Below are 19,129 nucleotides of genomic sequence, written 5' to 3'. Positions count from 1 at the left end.
GTTCACTCGTCGCGGTCGTCGTCGTTCACGGCCCCGCCTTCGACCGGGACGAAGTCGGGCCGCTCCTTGGCCTGTCGGAGGGCCCGCAGCCGCTCGCGGTACTCCTCCGAGCGGAACCGATCGGAGAGCCGCGCGTTCGCGACCATGACGAAGAGCAGCAGACCGATAAGCAGGAACACGATCCCCATCGCCGGCGCGACGATCGTGTTCAGGTCGGCGACGAACGAGGCGACGAGCAGCGCCGCCCCGGCGAGCACCTGCACGACCGCGATCACCTGGATCATCAGGTTGCCGAATTCGCCAGAGCCCTCCGGGACCGTGTCCGGATGCGGAAGCGACCAGTCGTCCGGGGGTTCGGGCACGTCGTGCGACTCCATCGCCGCCAGCGCGACGACGGGTTCGATGTCGCGGAGCACGGTCCCCTGACCGGTCACCTCTCCCGTCGGCCGGACGATCGCGTACCCCTCGTCGGAGTACACGAGGATCCGCTCTTCGCCGTCCTCTCGGACGCGCTCCAACACGCCGAACACGTCCCGTCGAGCTATCCGGGACTTCAGCTCCGCTTCAGCGCGATCGAGCAACCGATCGCCGGTGATCCACGACTCCGGATCGAACGCGGCGTCCCACTCTTCGGCGCTCATCCGGGCCATGTCCGAGGGACCGAAGTCGTCGAAGTCGTACTCCTCGTCGACCCGTTCACGGAGCGCGGCGAGGTCGTACGCGTCGTCCGCGCCGTCGGGAGCGTCGGGCGCACTGGACGCACCGTCCGGAGCGTCACCGTCACCCTCGCGAGGCGCGTCGTCACCGGGAGACCCGTCGTCGCCGTCGGACTCGCCCGGCGACCGGTCCGGCCGCGACCCCGGATCCGGGTCCGTCGAGGTGTCCTCCATTGTCCGTCAGTACGTGCTCCGGACGCTAACTGTTTTCGTCTGCGGGCGGTGTGACCCGGACCGGAGCGATCCGGGTGGAGACACCGCGGCCACGGGCCGCGGATCGCGGGGCTTTACGCGCCGGAGATCCAACCGCGGGTAATGGTCGACGAGTCGGTTATCGCGGCGGCGGCCGGGCTGTCGGTGACGGCGAGCCTCCCGTTCCTGCTGTACGGGGCGTGGATCATGATCGACACCGAGACCGTGACGTGGACCGTCCTCATGCGCCACCTGCGGTACATCGGCGCCGGGCTCGTGCTCACGACGGTCCCGATCGTCGGATGGATGATCCCGCGGCTCTTCATGCACCTGTCCGGGCTCGCCGTGATTCACGCGTTCCTCGGGGTGCAGGCGTACGCGCTGTTGGCGTTCGCGCTCACCGGCATCGCCCGGATCTTGCAGGCGAAGCGCAACGCGGACGCCTACGAGGACCCCGACGTCGACATCGACGAGATCCACGAGGACATGGGCCACTGGCGCGCCCGGCTCCGAGCCGGCGTGGCCGGGTTCATGCTGCTCTGGCTGTGCGCGTGGGTGACCGGCCTCTTCCGGCTCTACGGGCTCCACATCGCGCCGATGTTCTGACGGACGCGCCTCGACGGGCGCCCGGGCACCCGATCGGCCTCGAAATCCGGCATCGGCCGCGCCGACCGACAGGTTCAATCCCGTTTTCGCCGTAGTTCCGATACTGTGGCAGTCACCTTCGACCTGTTCGGGACTCTCGTCGACGTCGAGTACCCGTCCGACCCCGCGGAGATCGTCGCGCGAGAGCTGGAGTCACGCGGCGTCGAGGTGCCGGACGACTGGCACGTCGCGTACGGCGAGCGACACGTGGACGCACCGACGGGCGCCGAGGTCCCCCTCCCCGCACACGTGGCGCACGCGCTCGACTCCCGTGACGTGGAGGCCGCGGACAACGTCGCCCGGCACGCCGTCGTCGCGGCGTTCGACCCGGACGTGACCCGGCGCGACGGCGCGCTGGAGGCCGTTCGCGACGTGAGCGACCGGGGGCCGGTCGGCCTCCTCTCGAACTGCGCGGTGCCCGAACTGGTTCCCAAGACGCTGATCCGCGCCGGCCTCCGCGGCGAGTTCGACGCGGTCACGACGAGCATCGGCTGCGGCTGGCGGAAGCCCCACCCGAAGGCGTTCGAGGCGGCGGCCGAGGCCCTCGGCGTCGCGCCCGCGTCGCTGGTCCACGTCGGCGACGACCCGGCGGCGGACGGCGGCGTCGAGGACGTGGGGGGACGGTTCGTGGACGTGGCGGAGACGCCGCTCGACGAGCTGGCGGCTCACCTCGAAGCGGAGCCATAGCCCGACGGAAAGCCTACTCGGCGGACGCATCGCCGTCGGTCCGCTCCGCCCACCCGTCGTCAATTCGGTTTTCTGCGACCAGTTTCTCGAGGTGAGCGACGACCGTCGCTCGCGCGAGGTCCGCGACGCCGGTCAGGTCCTTCTCGTAGGCGGCGTCCACCACGGCGCCCACGTCGTCGGCCCCGGCCGCAACCGCATCGAGGACCGCGTGCTCGCGGTCCAGCCGGTGGTCGATCAGTCGCTGACAGACGGCCTTCGGGTCGTCGATAGCGGGACCGTGTCCCGGACGGAGTCGGTCGTACCCCGTCTCTCGGACCCGTTCGAGGCTGTCCAGGTACTCGCGGAGGTCGCCGTCGGGAGCGCCGACGACGACGCTTCCCTCGGCGACCGCGAGGTCGCCACAGAGGAGCTCTCCGGTCGTGTCCTCACCCCCGTCGTCGAGCTTCGCGGGCACCGCGAACGCGACGTGATCCGAGGCGTGCCCGGGCGTCTCGACCGCGCTGACGGAGGTGTCGCCGACGAGGTCGCCGTCACGGAACGTCCCGTCGGGCTCGATCCCGGTCGCTGCAACGAACCGGTCGACGTGGTCCGCGTGCGCGAACACGGGCGCGCCAGTCAGGTCGGCGTACTCGGCGACCGCGCCGACGTGGTCGGGGTGCGTGTGGGTGACGGCGATCGCGTCGACCGCGGTGGTCGACGAGGAGGCCGCAACGCCCGACTCGTCGACGCCGACCGCGGCGTCGAGCGCTTCGATACGGGCCGCGGGGTCGACGAGGAGGCCGGCCGCGAGGTAGGCGTTCGTCGTCCCGCCTGGCGCGCGGGTGTCGACCGGAAGTTCGACGCGAGTAACCGACGGCCCCGGGTCCGGCGTCGCCATCAGCTCAGTCACCACGCCCGACGGAAGAGCCGTCCCGTCGGTCGAGTAGGGAGCGCGCGGCGGGTCCCGGACCCGATCCCGCGCGGTCTCGCCCCGGTATCGCCACGTTCGTGTCGTCGGCGACGGCGAACCGCGAGAGGTCGGCGACGCCGGTGTCGACCTCGTCGATCGAGCCGTACGGGCGCCCGACGACGATGTCGCCCGCCTTACTCCGGTTGATGCCGGGGATCGCCGTCAGCTCGTCCATCGACGCCGCGTTCACGTCGAGCGGGTACGGGACGCCCGTGACCGAGCGGTAGCCGTGGTCCGTGATCGCCACGTCGATGGCGGTGCCGAGCTCCCGCTCGCCGGGGACGGCGACGAGGAGGGCGTAGGTCCCGAGCTGGCGCCCGAACGTCTTGCCGTCCTGGTGGTACTCCAAGTGAACGTCGGGGAGGACCGTCCCCGGCGGGACGACGCGGTCCAGCATCGGGTTGTCGACGGTCTCGCGGACTTCCTTTTTGTACGCCTGGAACTGGTCTTTGTGCTCCTGTGCGATGTCCGCGCCCGTCTCGGCCATCTCCGTGCCGGCGAACGCCATCACCTGCCGGATGTTGATCCGGCGGAGCATGAGCCCCTCGTCGTAGACGGTCTGGAGGAACTCCTTGTTGTGCTCGTACGTCTCCGGACGCTCGCCCGCGAGCCCGTGAACGAGGTTGATCCCGGGGAGTAGCTTCGGGAGCCGCGGGGAGGCGTCCGGCCCGGTCGAGGGACCGGTCACCCTGCCGTCGCCGCCGGGCGTCGCCTCGGGGGTGTCGCCCGGCCGCCAGCCGCCCTCCTCGTTGACGACGCGGACCGCCTCCAGACACTCCTCGGCGGTGACGAGCAGGTTGTTCTCCTCCTGGACCACCGGGTCCGCCGACTCCAGTCCGAACGCGGCGGTGTCGCCCGGCGTGTTGTGCTCGGCGATCACGCGGATCGCCTCGCGTGAGGCCTCGGGGTAGTCGGTGATCGTCACCGGGTTCATGTTGTCGAGGTGGAGCGTCCGCAGGTCGGGCGCGACCTCGCGGATCCCGCCGTACAGCTCCCGGAGCGCGTCCGGGTTCGGCGCCTCGCCGTCGCCGCCGAACGCGAGGATGTCGGCCTGCCGGCCGAGCCGGAAATGCCTGACTCCTCGATCCGAGAGCGCGTCCACTTCGTCGACGACCGAGCGCGCCTCGCGGAACGCCGGGCTCCCGTACAGCGGCTCCGTGCAGAACGAGCAGCGGTAGGCGCACCCGCGGGAGGTCTCCATCTCGCAGATGAGGTAGTCGGGGTGGTTCGGGTGTTGCTCGACGACGAACGCCCCCTTCTCGGCCCACCGGTCGATCTCCGCGTTGTCGCGCATCCGGTTACCGAACCCCTCTAACCCCTCGCTGACGAGGTCGTACGCGGCCGCCTCCACGTCGCCCATGGCGACGAAGTCGTAGTCGAGGTCGTCGCGCTCGGTCTCCTGTGCGCCCGCGTTCTCCTCGCCGACCCCGAACCGCACGGGGCCGCCCAGCAGGGTGACGCCGTCGGCGGTCCACCCGAGCTCGCGCACCTCGTCCGGCTCCGCTGGGGTGCCGCCGACGTACTTGCCCGGGACCGTCATTCCGCCGACGTACACCATGAGGTCCGCGTTCGCGACGTCGGCGTGTTTGCCCCGGTCCTCGCGCAGCTCGTCGATGGTGTGGTAGGTGATCCGCGACTCGGGGACGCCCGCGTCGACGAGCGCGCCGGCCGTGTACCGCGGGTACGTCGAGATGTACGGCGGCACGCCGAAGTGCGCCGGCTCGTCGACGTAGCCGTCGACGATGGTGACGGAGAGGTCGTTCGGGTCGGGCGGGAGCGATCCCCGGCCCGACGCGGGCGAATCGGTCATGTTACCCCACCGTAGTCGGCCGAGACGGGAAAAGCGTGCGGAACGCCGGAGTCCCACCCGAGAGCGTCCGGCGGCGGGTCGGCTATTTATAAGAAACCGCACGAATACGGCAGTCGTGCCCTCCGAGACGCCAACCCGCCGCCAACGGATCGGGCAGTACGTCGCGCTCGCCGCCGTCTGCGCGTACGCCGCGGTGCAGTTCTACGGCGCGGAGCCCCGGCCGTGGGGGATCGCGGCCGCGTGGGCGGTCGCCACCGCAATCGCCCTCGGACCGATCGCGTGGGTGGCGCGGGACCGGCTCCCGCCGGATCGACTGGAGACGGTGACGTACGTCGCGTTCGGCGCCGCGGTCCTTGCCACCTCCGTCGGCCTCGGCATCGCGCTCGCGTTCGAAGTCCCGTTTTTCCCGTACGGTCCCGGCTTCCTTGCCGGCGTCGCGTTCGGGACACTCGTCGCGTTCCTCGCCGAGCGCACGGTCGTTCCCGAGCACCTTCGGGGGTCTGGACTCTGATCGGTCCCGCGGAGTCGGCGCGTCCTCTCGACCGCCGTCGCCACGCCGTTTAAGCCCTCGCCGACACAACGACTCCGTATATGCCATCGACGATGGAGGTCAAATGCGAGAGCGACGACTGCGAGCTCGACATGTTCGAGAACCACTACACCTACGACGTGCCCGACGACCACGCGGTCGAGGACCTGTCGTGCCCGTACTGCGGCGGGAGCGACCTCACCGAGATCGAGGTGTAACCCGTGAGCGGACTCGTCGAGACCGGCCGGTCGGTCGTGCGCCGCGCCCTCGAACGCCTCGGCCGCGGGTGGAGCAAGATGCAGGAGCGGCGGCCGCTCTCGTACGACCTCCTGGAGAGCGACGACGCCTACCTCGTCGTCTTCGACGCCCCCGGCGTCCGCGGCGAGGACCTGAACGTCACCTTCCTCGATCACACAGTCGAGGTCGAACTCGACCGCTTCCGCGACTTCTACGACGGCTACGAGATGCTGTTTCCCGGCCGCGGCGTCTCGCTCTCCGGAAGCGCCGATCTCCCCCGCGACGCGAACGTGACGCCCCAGGGAGCGAACGCGACGCTCACGCGAAACGGCACCCTCCAAGTGGAGATCCCGAAGAAGGACGACGGCCGGGACGTGGCCGTGGTGGAAGAGGAGGACGAAGCGGACGAGACGGAGAGCGACGCGGCCGACGACGCCTGAGACGACCCCTCACTCCCTCACTCCCTCACCCGGCCCTCCACCGACATCCCCTCCGCGATCTCGAACTCCTCGTCGCCGTCGAATCGGTCGGGAGCGAACGCGTCGATCCACGGCGATTCCGGGTCGTTCGCTTCGCGCCCGTCGAGCGAGGCCAACACCCCTTCGGCGACGATCTCGCCGATCGCCGGCGCGCGCATGAACCCGTGTCCCTGCCAGCCGGCGGCGACGAACACGCGGTCGGCGGGGTCCCCGATCGGCCCGACGAGCGGGTCGCCGTCGGGGGTGGCCGTACAGAGGCCGGCCCACGCGCGCTCCACGTCCGGAGCGTCCGTCTCGCCCGCGCCGTCTGCCCCGCCCTCGCCCACCGCGTCGAGCCGCTCGCGGAGCGTCGACGAGACCGACTCGACGAACCAGTCGTCGCCCGTCGGGTCGTAGTCCTCCGGGTCGGCCGGGACCGGCTCCGTGCCGTCGCCGGCGAGCAGCCCGGTCGGGTGCGGCCGGACGTACGCGCCCGCGGTCGCGTCGTACACCATCGGGGCGTCGTAGCTCGCCGACCCGCCGCCGACCCCGGCCGTCAGCGCCTGCACGCGGTAGGGGACCACGGGGACCTCGATCCCCGCGTCGCCGAGGAACTCCGCGGTGTGCGCGCCGACGGCGACGACGACCGCGTCGAACTCCCGGCTGTCGCCGGGTTGCTCCACGCCGCCGACCCGCAGTTCGGGACCGTCGCCCGCGAGCGAGACGGGGGTGTCGGTCTCGACGGCGACCCCCTCTCGACGCGCTCGCTCGCCCGTCGCGGCGACGTAGCTCGCGGGGTCGCACCACCCGGCGCCCTCGGCCACCGCGGCGACCGCGAGGTCGTCTGTGGCGATCGGGAACCGGTCGCCGAGGGTCGCGGGGTCGACGAGCGACACGTCGCGGCCGTGTGCCCGCATCCGGTCGACCATCGCCGGCACGGCCTCGGCGTCCGAGTCGCCCTCGCGGACGGCGATGACGTAGGGGCACGACGTGAACGAGAATCCGGGGAGCGAGCGGTCGAACGCCCGGAACCGCTCCATCGCGCGGGCGGCCAGCGCGGCGTCGACGTCCTCGGCGTACGCGTCGTACAGCACGCCCGCCGCGCGCCCGGAGCTTCCGGCGCCGAGGTCGCCCCGGTCGAACAGCGTCACGTCGGCGCCGCGGGCCGCGAGGTCGGCGGCCGCGGTGACGCCGACGGCGCCGCCGCCGACGACGGCGACTTCGGGGGACGAGGGGCCTCGATCTGCGGGAACGTCTCGGTCCGTCGGCGCGTCGGAGCGGCTCATGCGCTCGCCTGTCGCTGGCACATCTTAAAAACAGAGGGGCGGGCGCCGACGAGAGGAGCTCGTCGGTCCCGCGTGCGGGGTAGCCGACCACGTGGTCGACGCCGGCCTCGCGGAAGGCGTCGGCGCGCTCGCGTCCCTCTCCGTCCGGGAGCGCGCGGGCGACGGGGCGGCGCCGGGAGACGTCCTCGTCCATGGGGTACGCGCCGTGGCCCGCGACGAGCACCCGGCGGGCCGCGTCCGGGAGGTGGTCGCGACGCGGAAATATTGCACCGGTTCCGTCGACTCCGCCGGTTCCGCCGGCGAGGCCGAAGAGATCCGAAACGGAGCGAATATCCCGGTGACACACGTGTCCCCGCCCACGTTATGGGGATCGCGCCCGTCCGATCGGTATGAACCAACTGGTCGACGGCGAGTGGCGGACCGACGCGTACGAGACCACGGGCGAGGACGGCTCGTTCCAGCGCGGCGAGACGACCTTCCGAAACTGGATCGCCGGCAGCGACGTGCCCGACCACGTCGACGCCGAGCCGGACGAGCGGTTCCAGCCGGAGGCCGGCCGGTACCACCTCTACGTCTCGTACGCCTGCCCGTGGGCGCACCGGACGCTGCTCGCGCGGTCGCTGCTCGGGTTGGAAGACGTGATCGACGTCTCGGTCGTCGACCCGTACCGCGCCGAGGGGGGCTGGCAGTTCTCTCCCGAGAAGAAGGGGTGTACCCCCGACAAGCTCCACGGCAGCGATTACCTCCGCGAACTCTACGTCGAGGCCGACCCCGACGCCACCTGTCGGGTGACCGTCCCCGTGCTGTGGGACACCGAGGAGGAGACGATCGTCAACAACGAGTCGCGCGAGGTCCTCCGCATGCTCTCGACCGCGTTCGACGAGTTCGGCAACGACGCGTCGCTGCTCCCCGGTCCCGACGACGAGGCGACCGTCGCGGAGGTCGACCAGGTGATCACCGACATCTACGAGCCCGTCAACAACGGCGTCTACCGGGCCGGGTTCGCGACCTCGCAGGGGGCCTACGACGAGGCGATCGACGAGCTGTTCGGCGCGCTCGACCGCTGGAACGACCACCTCGCCGACCAGCGCTACCTCGTCGGCGACTCGCTGACCGAGGCAGACATCTGCATGTTCACGACGCTGGTCCGGTTCGACCAGGTGTACCACACCCACTTCATGTGTAACAAGAAGTTCGTCCACCAGTACGACAACCTCTGGCCGTACCTGCGCGATCTCTACCAGACCGAGGGCGTCGCCGAGACGGTGAACATGAGCCACATCAAGGAGCACTACTACACGACTCACCCCGACGTGACTCCCTCCGGGATCATCGCGCGCGGGCCGGATCTCGACTTCGAGGCGGACCACGACCGCGACCGGCTCGGCGGCGAGGCGCCGACGCCGGACGCGGCGGACTGAGGGGCTGACGCGGAGGACGAAGCGGTTTATAAATCGACTTTTAGATCCTATTTTCTGCGGTGGCGCGTGCCTGCGAGCGGCCGCCTTTGGCGGCCGCGAGTCAGCACGCGCGAGGGAGCCGCGGCCGCTTAAAAGCGGCCGCGACGAGGCTGGGGAGGCGTGAGGCTGCGGTGCTGGGCGGGCGGGACTCAAAGGGGCAGCCGCGAGGACGACGGTCGCCATCGAGCTGCAGTCCGCTGTTTATAGGCGATCACGCAGCGCGTCGACGGCGGCGAACACGGTCACGCTTCGAGAAAACGGTGTTTATCAGGCCACCGCAGCCGCGATCTCCTCGTCGGTCAGGAACACGTCCTCGCCGGTCTCCGTGTCGAACAGGTGAATGTCCGACTCCTCGAACGCCACGCCGACCTCGTCGCCGGTCTCGGGCAGGACGTCCGGGGTCGACCGCGCGAGGAAGTCCTCGTTGATCGCGAGGTGGACGTAGTTGTCGGAGCCGATCGGCTCGACGACCTCGACGGTCGAGGTGAGCGTCTCGTCGCCGGTCGGGTCCTCCACGATCCGGATGTTCTCGGGGCGGATCCCGAGCGTGTAGGGGGCGTTCTCCAGCTCGTGACCCGCGACGTACTCGTCGCTGAGCTCGAAGGCGAGCCCCGACGCGTCGTCGCGGATCGTCGCCGACGAGCCGTCGGTCTCGACCTCCACGTCGATGAAGTTCATCGAGGGCGAGCCGATGAAGCCGGCGACGAACTCGTTGACCGGGTTCTCGTACACCTCGGTGGGCTTCCCGACCTGCTGGAGCTTCCCGTCGTTCAAGATCGCGAGGCGGTCGCCCATCGTCATCGCCTCCTCCTGGTCGTGGGTGACGTACATCGCGGTGACGCCGAACTCCTTCTGAAGCTTCTGGATCTCCGCGCGCATCTCGGTGCGGAGCTTGGCGTCGAGGTTGCTGAGCGGCTCGTCGAACAGGAACACCTCGGGCTCGCGGGCGATGGCGCGGCCGAGCGCGACGCGCTGTTTCTGCCCGCCGGAGAGCTCGTCCGGCTTGTCGTCGAGCAGGTCCTCGATCCCCATCATCTCGGCCATCTCGGTCACGCGCTCGCGACGCTCCTCCGGGGTCATGTCGGTGCTCATCTTGAGCCCGAACTCCATGTTCCCCATGACCGTCTTGTGGGGGTACAGCGCGTAGTTCTGGAACACCATCGCGACCGGGCGCTCCTTCGCGTGAACCTCGGTGACGTCCTCGTCGTCGAACCGAACGGCGCCCGACGTGGGCTCCTCCAGCCCCGCGACCATCCGGAGCGTGGTCGTCTTCCCGCAGCCAGACGGCCCGACGACGGTCACGAACTCGCCGTCCTCGATCTCCAGGTCGATGTCGTCGACGGCGACGATGGTCCCCCGGTCGAACTCCTTCCGGAGCGTGTCGAGCGTGACTCGTGCCATTTCCAGGAGAACGGTCCTACTGGCATATTAGTGCTTTGCTGTTTTGCCGATGTATGAGGAACGATCTCATCTTAAATATTATCAGAACGCCGATCGCGGTTCGATCGGGCGTCGAGCCGCGCTTATCGGGCTCCCTGCGAACCCGACCCAAAGTACTAAATGTATGAATATGTAATTCATCGTTTGTTGTAGACATATGAACGAGAAACGCAGAACGCTCCTGAAATCGATGGGGGGATCGACGGCGCTCGCGGCGCTCGCGGGCTGTATCAGCACCGGCGGCGACGGCGGTGACGGAGCTGACGGTTCCGACGGGTCGGACGGCTCCGATGGCAGCGACGGCTCCGACGGTTCCGACGGCGGTACCACGGGCACCGCGAGGCTGTGGGCCGACCTCTCCGACGCCGAGGACCAGGCCATCTCCGGCTACATCGACCAGTACGAGTCGGAGTCCGGCAACACCGTCAACAAGGAGGCCCCCGGCGGGGAACTCGACCAGCAGTTGGAGACGGCGATCCCGGCCGGCGACGGCCCCGACTCGTGGATCTGGGCGCACGACTGGGTCGGACGGTTCGCGGTCCGCGAGGAGCCGCCGTTCCTGTACGACGCGAGCGACGACGTCGACGTCTCGCTCGACAGCTACACCGAGACCGCCCGGCAGGCCGCCCAGTTCGACGGCTCGCTCTACGGGCTCCCGTTCGCCTCCGAGACCGTCGCCCTGTTCTACAACGAGGACATGGTCGACGAGCCGCCGGAGACGATGGAGGAGATGGTCTCGATCATGGACGAGCACCACGATCCGGATAACGGGCAGTACGGGCTCTCGTACCCCGTGACGGACCCCTACTTCGTCAGCGGGTTCATCCAGGCGTACGGCGGGAACATCTTCGACGAGGAGAACCTGGAAGTGACCGTCGACAGCGACGCGTGTAAGCGGGGCATGGACGCCCTCGAAACGCTGTCCGATTACGTTCCCGCCGATCCCGGATACGAGTCGCAGATCGTCGCGTTCGCGGACGGGCTCGCGCCGTTCGCGATCAACGGTCCGTGGGAGCTCGGGAATCTCAGCGGCGAGATCGACAACCTCGGCGTCACGACGCTGCCGACCGTCGACGGGAACAACCCGCGCACGTACTCCGGGATCCAGCTGTTCTACTTCAGCGCGATGCTGGCCGACGCGGACCAGTCGACGGTCGACACCGCGACCGGCCTCGCCGAGTGGTACACGACCAACGCGGACGTCATCCAGACCAACGCCGAAGAGCAGGGGTACATCCCCGTGCTCGCCGACGTGGTGGGCAACGACGACCTCTCCAGCGAGGTCCAGGCGTTCGCCCGACAGGTCGACCACGGCGTCCCCATCCCGACGCATCCCGACATGGACAGCGTCTGGACGCCCGTGACGGAAGCGTTGGAGCGCGTCTTCAACGACGAGCAGGACAGCGACGCCGCGCTCGATCAGGCCGCCTCCGAGATCCGGGAGGCGCTGTAGGCCCTCTCCGAAGCGATGGCCTCTTCGCAACCCGGCACCGGCGTCAGCGGGCTCTCGCGCCTCCGCACAGCGCTGCCCTTCTCCAGCCGCGACTGGGGGCTCCTGCTCGTCGCCCCCGGCGTCCTCCTCTTCTCCAGTTTCATGTTGTATCCGATTTTCTACCTCTTCTACATCTCGCTCACCGACGCGACGTTCGCCGGGTCGGTGATCGGGGGCGGCGCCGAGCTGATCGGGCTGGCCAACTACGCCCAGCTGATCGGAGACTCGCAGTTCTGGACGTCGATGACGACGACGTGGCTGTTCGTCGCCGTCTCGCTCGTGCTCAAGGTGTTCCTGGCGGTGGGGATCGCCCTCCTGTTGAACCACGTGCGCGTCGCCGGCAAGCGGTACATGCGCGCGGCGGTGATCGTCCCGCTGGGGTTCCCCGGCATCTTCACGATCACCGTCTGGCGCGGGATGTTCAGCGACGCGCGCTACGGGGTGTTCAACACGATCTTGGGCCGGTACAACGAGTTCATGTCGTCGCTGTCGGCCCCCGAACTCCTGCTGTTCGACGTACCGATCGGCTTCCTCAGCGGCCGCTGGGAGGCGTTCTTCGCGTACGTCACCACGGAGGTGTGGCTGGCGTACCCGTTCATGGTGATCATCATCGTGAGCGCGTTACAGGACGTGCCCCGGTCGCTCCACGAGGCCGCGATGGTCGACGGAGCGGGCGCGCTTCAGCGCTTCCGCACCGTGACGCTGCCCGCGATCAAGGGGCCGGTGCTGTTCGCGTCGATCCTCACGGCCGCGACGTCGTTCCAGCAGTTCCTGATCCCGTGGGTGTTCAACCAGGGCGGGCCATCGAGGCAAAACGAGCTGATCATCGTCTACGGCTACCGCGAGGCGATCACGTTCAACCAGTTCGGCTTATCGGCCGCAATCTTGATCGTCGGCATCGCGTTCGTCGGGCTGTTCATGTACGTCGCCGTGCGCTACGGCGGCCTCGCAGAGGGGGTGGGTGACGAATGAGCCTCCTCGCCTCCGCGCTCGCCTTGGTCCGCGCGAAGCTGGTCGCGCTCGCGACCGCGCCGAAGCGGTTCTCCGTGATGATCCGGCGAGCGATATACGACGTTCGCACGGGGAAGCGCACCGCGTGGGACGTTACCAAGAGCGTCCTGATGACGCTGTTCGGGCTCGCGATGGTGCTCGTGTTACTGTTTCCGCTGTTCTGGATCACGACCGCGTCGCTCGCGGAAGGGACGCGGCTGTTCAACACGAGCGGGATCTTCCCGGACCCGGCGACGTACAACCTCGACGCGTACCGGTGGGTGATCTACGAGTCCGACTTCTTCTTCGTCGACGGCGACTGGGGGTATCCCCAGCTCGTCCTCGGCGGGGAGAGCGGACTGGTGAGCTTCCGGTGGGCCGGCACCGACACCGGTCCCGGCGCGCTGTTCAACAGCCTCTACATCGTCAGCGTGACGCTCGTCGCCGGGTTCGGGATGATCGTCCCGGCCGCGTACGCGTTCTCTCGTCGGCAGTTCGTGGGTCGCAAGCGCATCCTCTACGGCTACGTGCTGTTCACGCAGATCGGCGCCGGGCTGTCGATCGCGACGCTCGTCGCCCTCTACTCGCTGTTCAGCACGTACGGACTCACGAACAACCTGTTCATCCTCGGGCTGTTCTACGCCGCGTCGGCGATCCCGTTCAACACGTGGCTGTTGAAGACGTACATGGACAACATCCCCGTCTCCTACGAGGAGGCGGCGATGGTCGACGGCGCGAGCTTCCTAGACACGATCCGAGAGGTCATCCTCCCGCTGACGAAGCCGGGGCTCGCCGTCGTGCTCATCTTCGTCTGGCTCGCCGGCTGGAACGAGTTCATCATCGCGCAGACGCTGCTGCGCCCAGAGAACTACCCGCTCTCGGTGGAGCTGTACAACATCGCGACCGAGGGGCGGTTCTCCACGCCGTGGACGCGGTTCGCGGCGTTCGCGAACCTGTTCGCGCTCCCCGTCGCGATCGTCTACTTCGCGGCCCAGCGCTCCGTCGAAGACGGGCTGTCGTTCGGCGGGATGGAGGGGTAATCGGATCGGCCCGGTTCCCTCCGTTCTGCGATCTCTCGTTCTTACGCTTACTTATACGCGATCGATGATTTGGTGGTGTACTCTGACACGTTCGCAGTCGTCCGTTTATAAATGGCTACTGGCGGATCGACGACAAACTCCTCCAAGGCCCCAGCCGTTCGGCCACACGTGATCGACTCCTCGGCGGAAACCTCCAGAGCCCCAGCCGCGACGACTCGCGCGGCTTGTTGCGCGCTTCAGTCGCTCGTTGCACTCGCTCCTTGCAGTGCTTACTGCGCCGTGCTTCGTCCTTCCGAGAGACTTTGTCTCTCGTCTTCCCGCTCGCTCCGCTCGCGGGAATCGCGACTGCCACTTTGAGTCCTGCCCGACCGCACTGCACCGCAGCCTCACACCTCCCCAGCCTCGTCGCTGGCGGCTGCCGCCGCCAGCGACTCCCTCGCGCGTGCTCCTCACGCCCTTCGGGCGCTCGGAGGCACGCGCCACCGCAGTTCGGTTTTTAAGTAGCGCTACTCCAGCGACACATCCTCCCTCTCGCCTCGCCGTCGGCGACAACGGGTTCAAGTGCGCGCTCGACCGACCGGTGAGTAGCAATGGAGCCGCCGAACATCGAGCGGTTGGACGAGCGGACCGTCCAGCGCATCGCGGCCGGCGAGGTCGTCGAGCGCCCGGCCAGCGTCGTCAAGGAGCTGATCGAGAACAGCCTCGACGCGGGCGCGACGCGCGTGGCCGTGTCGGTCGAGGCCGGCGGCACCGAGGGGATCCGCGTCCGCGACGACGGCGTGGGGATTCCCCCCGACCAGTTGGAGGCCGCGGTCGCGGAGCACGCCACCTCGAAGATCGGCGACATCGAGGACCTCGACCGCGGCGTCGGCACCCTCGGCTTCCGCGGCGAGGCGCTGTACACCGTCGGCGCGGTCTCGCGGCTCACCGTCCGGTCCCGTCCGCCCGGCGCCGACGCGGGCGCGGAGATCACCGTCGAGGGCGGCGAGGTGGGCGAGGTCCGACCCGCGGGCTGTCCCGAGGGGACGACCGTGGAGGTCGCGGACCTCTTCTACAACACCCCCGCCCGCAAGAAGTTCCTCAAGCGGACCGCGACCGAGTTCGACCGGATCAACACGGTCGTCACCGGCTACGCGCTCGCGAACCCCGGCGTCGCCGTCTCGCTGGAACACGACGGCCGGGAGACCTTCGCGACCGAGGGGAACGGCGACCTCCGGTCGGCGGTCCTCGCCGTCTACGGCCGCGAGGTCGCGGAGGCGATGGTCGACGTGGAGTGGGCGCCGGACGGGGACGGCGATCCGACCGGCTCGGACGCCGCCGACCCGCCCGTCCGCGGCGTCACCGGCCTCGTCTCGCACCCGGAGACGACCCGGTCGACCCGCGAGTACCTCGCGACCTACGTCAACGGTCGGTACGTCACCGCGAGCGCCCTGCGCGAGGCCGTCCTCGACGCGTACGGCGGCCAGCTCGCGCCCGATCGCTACCCCTTCGCGGTGCTGTTCGTCGAGGTCCCCCCCGGCGACGTCGACGTGAACGTCCACCCGCGCAAGCTGGAGGTCCGGTTCGACCAGGAGCCGGCGGTGCGCGAGGCCGTCGTAGCCGCCGTGGAGGAGGCCCTACTCGACCACGGGCTGATCCGCTCGACGGCCCCCAGAGGCCGGTCCGCACCGGACGAGACGGCGGTCGCTCCCGAGACCCCGGAGACCGAGGCCGTCGGCGGCGCCGGGACCGACCACGAGCGCGCGGCGCTCAGCGATCGGAAGGGAGGGGATCGAGACGACAGCGGTCGAGACGGCGACCGGGACGACAGCGGCGATCCGACTGCCGGCTCCGCGACCGGCGCGTCCGAACTGGACCCCACGGACGAGGAGGCGTGGGCGGTCGGCGACGTGGGGTCGGACGACTCCACCGATTCTCCCGAGTCCGCCGATTTCACCGGCTCCGGGTCTGACCGCCCCTCGCCGCGGAGCTGGCAGTCGGATCCGGACGGGGCCGAGGGCGGGGTGGGAGCCGAGGGCGGAGCGGGGGACGACGACGGTGGCGCGGTCGCCACCGCCGAGACCGACACCGGAGATGGCGACGGACTCGACCGGTTCGGCGACTCGACGGCCGGCGACTCAGACGCGGCCGACACTGACGCCGCGACAGGCCCCGACGCGCCAGCGTCGGACGAACGACGAGAGCCGACGGCCGAGTCGCGGTCGACCGCGACCGCCCAGCGGACCCTCGGCGGCGAGCCGACGAGCGCGGAGCGTACCTACGACTCGCTCCCGTCGCTGCGGGTGCTCGGCCAGCTCCACGAGACGTACGTCGTCGCCGAGGCGCCCGACGGGCTCGTGCTGATCGACCAGCACGCCGCCGACGAGCGGGTGAACTACGAGCGCCTGCAGGCCGCCTTCGCCGACGGCGCGGACGCGCAGGCGCTCGCCGAGCCCGTCCGGATCGAGCTCACCGCGCGGGAGGCGGCGCTGTTCGAGGAGTTCGTCGACGACCTCGCGGGGGTCGGGTTCCGCGCCGAGCGCGCGGGCGAGCGCGAGGTGGTGGTCGAATCGGTCCCGGCGGTGTTCGACGCCGCGCTCGACCCGGGACTCGTCCGGGACGTGCTCTCCGCGCTCGTCGGCGACGCGACCGCGGGCGACGAGCCGGTGACGGACGTGGTCGACGAGCTGCTCGCGGATCTCGCGTGTTACCCCTCCGTGACCGGGAACACCTCGCTGACGGAGGGGTCGGTCGTCGACCTGCTCGACCGGCTCGACGCGTGCGAGAACCCGTACGCCTGTCCGCACGGGCGTCCGGTCGTGATACGGCTCGACCGCGACGAGATCGGATCGCGGTTCGAGCGCGACTACCCGGGCCACGCCGGGCGGCGCGCGGAGTGAGTCGAGGGGAACGGCGGGCGGCCGCTCGGCGGCCACAGAGAGATACGCTTTAGGCGGGCGCCGTGGACCCACGCGTATGGAACGCGTAGCGATCATCGGCGCGTCGATGACCCAGTTCGGGCAACGTGACGCGTGGGTGCGAGAGCTGCTGGCGGAGGCGGGCGCGGCCGCGCTCGACGACGCCGGGATCGACGGCGACGACCTCGATCACCTGTACGTCTCGAACATGGCCAGCGGCGAGTTCGAGGGCCAGACCGGGGTCCCGAACGCGCTCGCTCACGACCTGGCTGCACAGCCCGCCTACACCGCCCGGATCGACCAGACCTCCTCGTCGGGGGGCGCGGGCGTGTACGCGGCGTGGCAGTCGGTCGCCTCCGGCGCGAGCGACCTGACGATGCTCGTCGGCGGCGAGAAGATGACCCACCGGACGACGTCGGAGGCGACCGACGTGATCGCGTCGCTCACTCACCCGGTCGAGTACAAACAGGGCGTCACGCTCCCCTCGTTCGCGGGGCTCACGGCGCGGCTCTACCTCGACGAGTACGACGCGCCGCGCGAGAGCCTCGGAAAGGTGGCGGTGAAGAACCACGCTAACGGCGTGGACAACCCCCACGCGCAGTTCCGGAAGGAGGTCGACCTCGACACGGTGCTCGAGTCGCCGATCGTCGCCGACCCGCTCCGCCTGTACGACTTCTGTCCGATCACGGACGGCTCCGCCGCGCTCGTGTTCTGTCCGGAGTCGGTCGCCGAGGAGTACGTTCCCGAGGACGAGTACGCGGTCGTCTCGGGGATCGGCGGCGCGACCGACACCCACGTCGTCCACGAGCGCGCGGACCCGACGACGATGGGCGGAGTCGCCGACTCCTCCGACATCGCCTACGAGATGGCCGGGATCGGTCCGGACGACGTCGACGTGGCGGAGCTCCACGACATGTTCACCATCCTCGAGTTCCTCCAGAGCGAGGACCTCGGCTTCTTCGAGAAGGGCGAGGGGTGGAAGGCGGTCGAGGAGGGCGTCACCGACCGCGACGGCGAGCTCCCGATCAACACCTCCGGCGGGCTCAAGTCGAAGGGACACCCCCTCGGCGCCAGCGGCGTCGCGCAGGTGTACGAGATATACGAACAGGTCACCGGCAACGCCGGCCCGCGGCAGGTCGAGGCCGACACGGGGCTCGCCTGCAACGTCGGCGGGTTCGGGAACTGCGTGACCACGGCGATTCTGGAGGGCAACCAATGAGCGAGAACACTCAGGCGGACGAACCGACCTTCGAGGCCGCGGAGTACGCGGACGGAACCGTCACGTACCCGCCCCACACCGTGAGCCCGAACGGCGCCGAGCGCGTCGGCACGGTCGACCTCCGGGAGTACGAGGGGACGATCCTCACGTGGACGACCTCGACGGCGACGCCGCCGGGCGTCCGCGAGCCGAACACCCTCGCAATCGTCGAGTTCGACATGGACGAGGAGTACGACGGACCGGCGGTCCGCGCGCTCGGGCAGATCGCGGAGCGAGAGGACGGCTCCGGGGAGACGTTCGACGTCGACATCGGCGACCGCGTCGAGCCCGTCTACGCCGACGAACTTCGCGAGCCGGGCGCCGGGATCCGCGAGCCCGAGAGCCAGGACTGGGACGGGTTCCGGTTCCGGCCTGTCGAGTAGTCGCGAGCCTCGCGAATCGTCGCTGCCGTCTCACGCCCTGAACCGCGCCGATTCCGAGTCGGTGAGATCTTCGAGCCGCTCCTCGTGGACTCCGTCAAGCGTGTACACGTCCGGTCGGTATCGGATCTCCTCGGCCACCCCGTGGGCGTCTCTGAGCCGGCGTCGCACTCGGTCGACATCTTCCCCATCGAAGTAGTTGGGCGTGAACACGAGTATCGCGTGCTCCCGCTCGTCGAACGCCTCGCAGCCGGCCCGAGTCGAGACCTTCGCGTCCCAGAACCGCTCGGCCGCGACGTCGTCGACCACCGCGTTCCAGAGATCGTCCACCGTCTCGGGAGGGCGCTCGACGAGCCACTTCCCGCTCAGGTACGTCGTCTCCAAGGCGAGCCGATCCGCGTCGGCGACGGTCTCGGGGGCGGAGTCGACCGGAAGCGACTCCTCCTCGGCACCGATCTCCGGCAGGTCCGCCTCCGTCGTCGCCGCCGGCCGCGTCACGCCGTGTTCCGGAAAGTAGCCGTCGCGAGCGTTCCGCGGGAACCCCGTCACGTGTTTGACCCGAAGCCAGTGCCACCCCGCCTCGTCGATCTCGCTCGGCGCGCTGTCGACGACCATGGGGTTCGTTTCGTCCCGCGAGAGAAAACGCTCTCGCCGAGGGAGGGT

General features: G+C 69.6%; 18 protein-coding genes. 12 read left to right on the top strand and 6 right to left on the bottom strand.

Annotation, left to right across the window (positions count from 1 at the left end):
- Nucleotides 1-2: 2 nt before the first annotated feature.
- Nucleotides 3-890, bottom strand: a complete 888-nt coding sequence (locus FGL94_RS00210) for a DUF7319 domain-containing protein (RefSeq protein ID WP_144919803.1) — start codon at nucleotides 888-890, stop codon at nucleotides 3-5.
- A 141-nt stretch (nucleotides 891-1,031) separates the two neighbouring features.
- Here FGL94_RS00210 and FGL94_RS00205 point away from each other — a divergent pair, with 141 nt between their 5' ends.
- Together FGL94_RS00205 and FGL94_RS00200 are read left to right on the top strand one after the other, a co-directional pair.
- Nucleotides 1,032-1,514 (top strand): DUF7321 family protein, encoded by a 483-nt coding sequence (locus FGL94_RS00205; RefSeq protein ID WP_144919801.1) that lies wholly within the window; start codon nucleotides 1,032-1,034, stop codon nucleotides 1,512-1,514.
- Between the two features lie 105 nt (nucleotides 1,515-1,619).
- Entirely contained in the window at nucleotides 1,620-2,240 is a 621-nt protein-coding gene (locus FGL94_RS00200) for an HAD family hydrolase (protein ID WP_144919799.1), read from the top strand.
- A 13-nt stretch (nucleotides 2,241-2,253) separates the two neighbouring features.
- On the opposite strand, the gene FGL94_RS00195 is transcribed toward FGL94_RS00200, so the two are convergent.
- Both FGL94_RS00195 and FGL94_RS00190 read right to left on the bottom strand, forming a co-directional pair.
- Complete coding sequence (locus FGL94_RS00195; protein ID WP_144919797.1) at nucleotides 2,254-3,117, bottom strand: MBL fold metallo-hydrolase; 864 nt, start codon at nucleotides 3,115-3,117, stop codon at nucleotides 2,254-2,256.
- A gap of 4 nt (nucleotides 3,118-3,121) precedes the next feature.
- A complete protein-coding gene (locus tag FGL94_RS00190) occupies nucleotides 3,122-4,999 on the bottom strand; it encodes a radical SAM protein (RefSeq protein ID WP_144919795.1) in 1,878 nt (625 codons plus the stop codon).
- Between the two features lie 115 nt (nucleotides 5,000-5,114).
- Here FGL94_RS00190 and FGL94_RS00185 point away from each other — a divergent pair, with 115 nt between their 5' ends.
- The 3 genes from FGL94_RS00185 to FGL94_RS00180 all read left to right on the top strand — a co-directional run bounded on the left by FGL94_RS00185 (nucleotide 5,115) and on the right by FGL94_RS00180 (nucleotide 6,205).
- The gene (locus FGL94_RS00185; protein ID WP_144919793.1) at nucleotides 5,115-5,510 is read left to right on the top strand and encodes a hypothetical protein; all 396 of its coding nucleotides are present in this window, start codon (nucleotides 5,115-5,117) and stop codon (nucleotides 5,508-5,510) included.
- A gap of 80 nt (nucleotides 5,511-5,590) precedes the next feature.
- Nucleotides 5,591-5,746: a DUF7559 family protein gene (locus FGL94_RS18105; protein ID WP_186313298.1), complete on the top strand. Its 156-nt coding sequence runs from the start codon at nucleotides 5,591-5,593 to the stop codon at nucleotides 5,744-5,746.
- A 3-nt stretch (nucleotides 5,747-5,749) separates the two neighbouring features.
- A complete protein-coding gene (locus FGL94_RS00180; protein ID WP_144919791.1) occupies nucleotides 5,750-6,205 on the top strand; it encodes an Hsp20/alpha crystallin family protein in 456 nt (151 codons plus the stop codon).
- Nucleotides 6,206-6,222: 17 nt separating this feature from the next.
- Here FGL94_RS00180 and FGL94_RS00175 read toward each other — a convergent pair whose 3' ends face one another.
- Nucleotides 6,223-7,509, bottom strand: coding sequence for an NAD(P)/FAD-dependent oxidoreductase (locus FGL94_RS00175; RefSeq protein ID WP_144919789.1), 1,287 nt, complete (start codon nucleotides 7,507-7,509; stop codon nucleotides 6,223-6,225).
- A 389-nt stretch (nucleotides 7,510-7,898) separates the two neighbouring features.
- On the opposite strand from FGL94_RS00175, the gene FGL94_RS00170 reads away from it, so the two are divergent.
- Complete coding sequence (locus tag FGL94_RS00170) at nucleotides 7,899-8,930, top strand: glutathione S-transferase family protein (RefSeq protein ID WP_144919787.1); 1,032 nt, start codon at nucleotides 7,899-7,901, stop codon at nucleotides 8,928-8,930.
- A gap of 306 nt (nucleotides 8,931-9,236) precedes the next feature.
- Here the strand turns inward: FGL94_RS00170 and FGL94_RS00165 are convergent, their stop codons facing one another.
- Complete coding sequence (locus FGL94_RS00165) at nucleotides 9,237-10,370, bottom strand: ABC transporter ATP-binding protein (protein ID WP_144919785.1); 1,134 nt, start codon at nucleotides 10,368-10,370, stop codon at nucleotides 9,237-9,239.
- Between the two features lie 196 nt (nucleotides 10,371-10,566).
- On the opposite strand from FGL94_RS00165, the gene FGL94_RS00160 reads away from it, so the two are divergent.
- The 6 genes from FGL94_RS00160 to FGL94_RS00135 all read left to right on the top strand — a co-directional run bounded on the left by FGL94_RS00160 (nucleotide 10,567) and on the right by FGL94_RS00135 (nucleotide 18,469).
- Nucleotides 10,567-11,862: an extracellular solute-binding protein gene (locus tag FGL94_RS00160; RefSeq protein ID WP_186313297.1), complete on the top strand. Its 1,296-nt coding sequence runs from the start codon at nucleotides 10,567-10,569 to the stop codon at nucleotides 11,860-11,862.
- Nucleotides 11,863-11,877: 15 nt separating this feature from the next.
- Entirely contained in the window at nucleotides 11,878-12,873 is a 996-nt protein-coding gene (locus tag FGL94_RS00155) for a carbohydrate ABC transporter permease (RefSeq protein WP_144919783.1), read from the top strand.
- Nucleotides 12,870-13,931: a sugar ABC transporter permease gene (locus FGL94_RS00150; protein WP_144919781.1), complete on the top strand. Its 1,062-nt coding sequence runs from the start codon at nucleotides 12,870-12,872 to the stop codon at nucleotides 13,929-13,931. The genes FGL94_RS00155 and FGL94_RS00150 overlap by 4 nt, the downstream gene beginning before the upstream one ends.
- A 590-nt stretch (nucleotides 13,932-14,521) precedes the next feature.
- Nucleotides 14,522-16,810, top strand: a complete 2,289-nt coding sequence (mutL, locus tag FGL94_RS00145; protein ID WP_144919779.1) for a DNA mismatch repair endonuclease MutL — start codon at nucleotides 14,522-14,524, stop codon at nucleotides 16,808-16,810.
- A gap of 76 nt (nucleotides 16,811-16,886) precedes the next feature.
- Nucleotides 16,887-18,047, top strand: coding sequence for a thiolase family protein (locus FGL94_RS00140; protein WP_144919777.1), 1,161 nt, complete (start codon nucleotides 16,887-16,889; stop codon nucleotides 18,045-18,047).
- Nucleotides 18,044-18,469: a Zn-ribbon domain-containing OB-fold protein gene (locus tag FGL94_RS00135; RefSeq protein ID WP_144919775.1), complete on the top strand. Its 426-nt coding sequence runs from the start codon at nucleotides 18,044-18,046 to the stop codon at nucleotides 18,467-18,469. Before FGL94_RS00140 ends, FGL94_RS00135 begins: the two co-directional genes overlap by 4 nt.
- Before the next feature lie 30 nt (nucleotides 18,470-18,499).
- Here FGL94_RS00135 and FGL94_RS00130 read toward each other — a convergent pair whose 3' ends face one another.
- Nucleotides 18,500-19,081, bottom strand: a complete 582-nt coding sequence (locus FGL94_RS00130) for a putative phosphothreonine lyase domain-containing protein (RefSeq protein WP_144919773.1) — start codon at nucleotides 19,079-19,081, stop codon at nucleotides 18,500-18,502.
- Between the last annotated feature and the right edge of the window lie 48 nt (nucleotides 19,082-19,129).

The sequence above is a fragment of the Halorubrum salsamenti genome, from assembly GCF_007671685.1.
GTDB classification, from domain to species: domain Archaea; phylum Halobacteriota; class Halobacteria; order Halobacteriales; family Haloferacaceae; genus Halorubrum; species Halorubrum salsamenti.
Note: the sequence above shows the minus strand (reverse complement) of the source record. Positions and strands in the feature narration are given on the sequence as shown.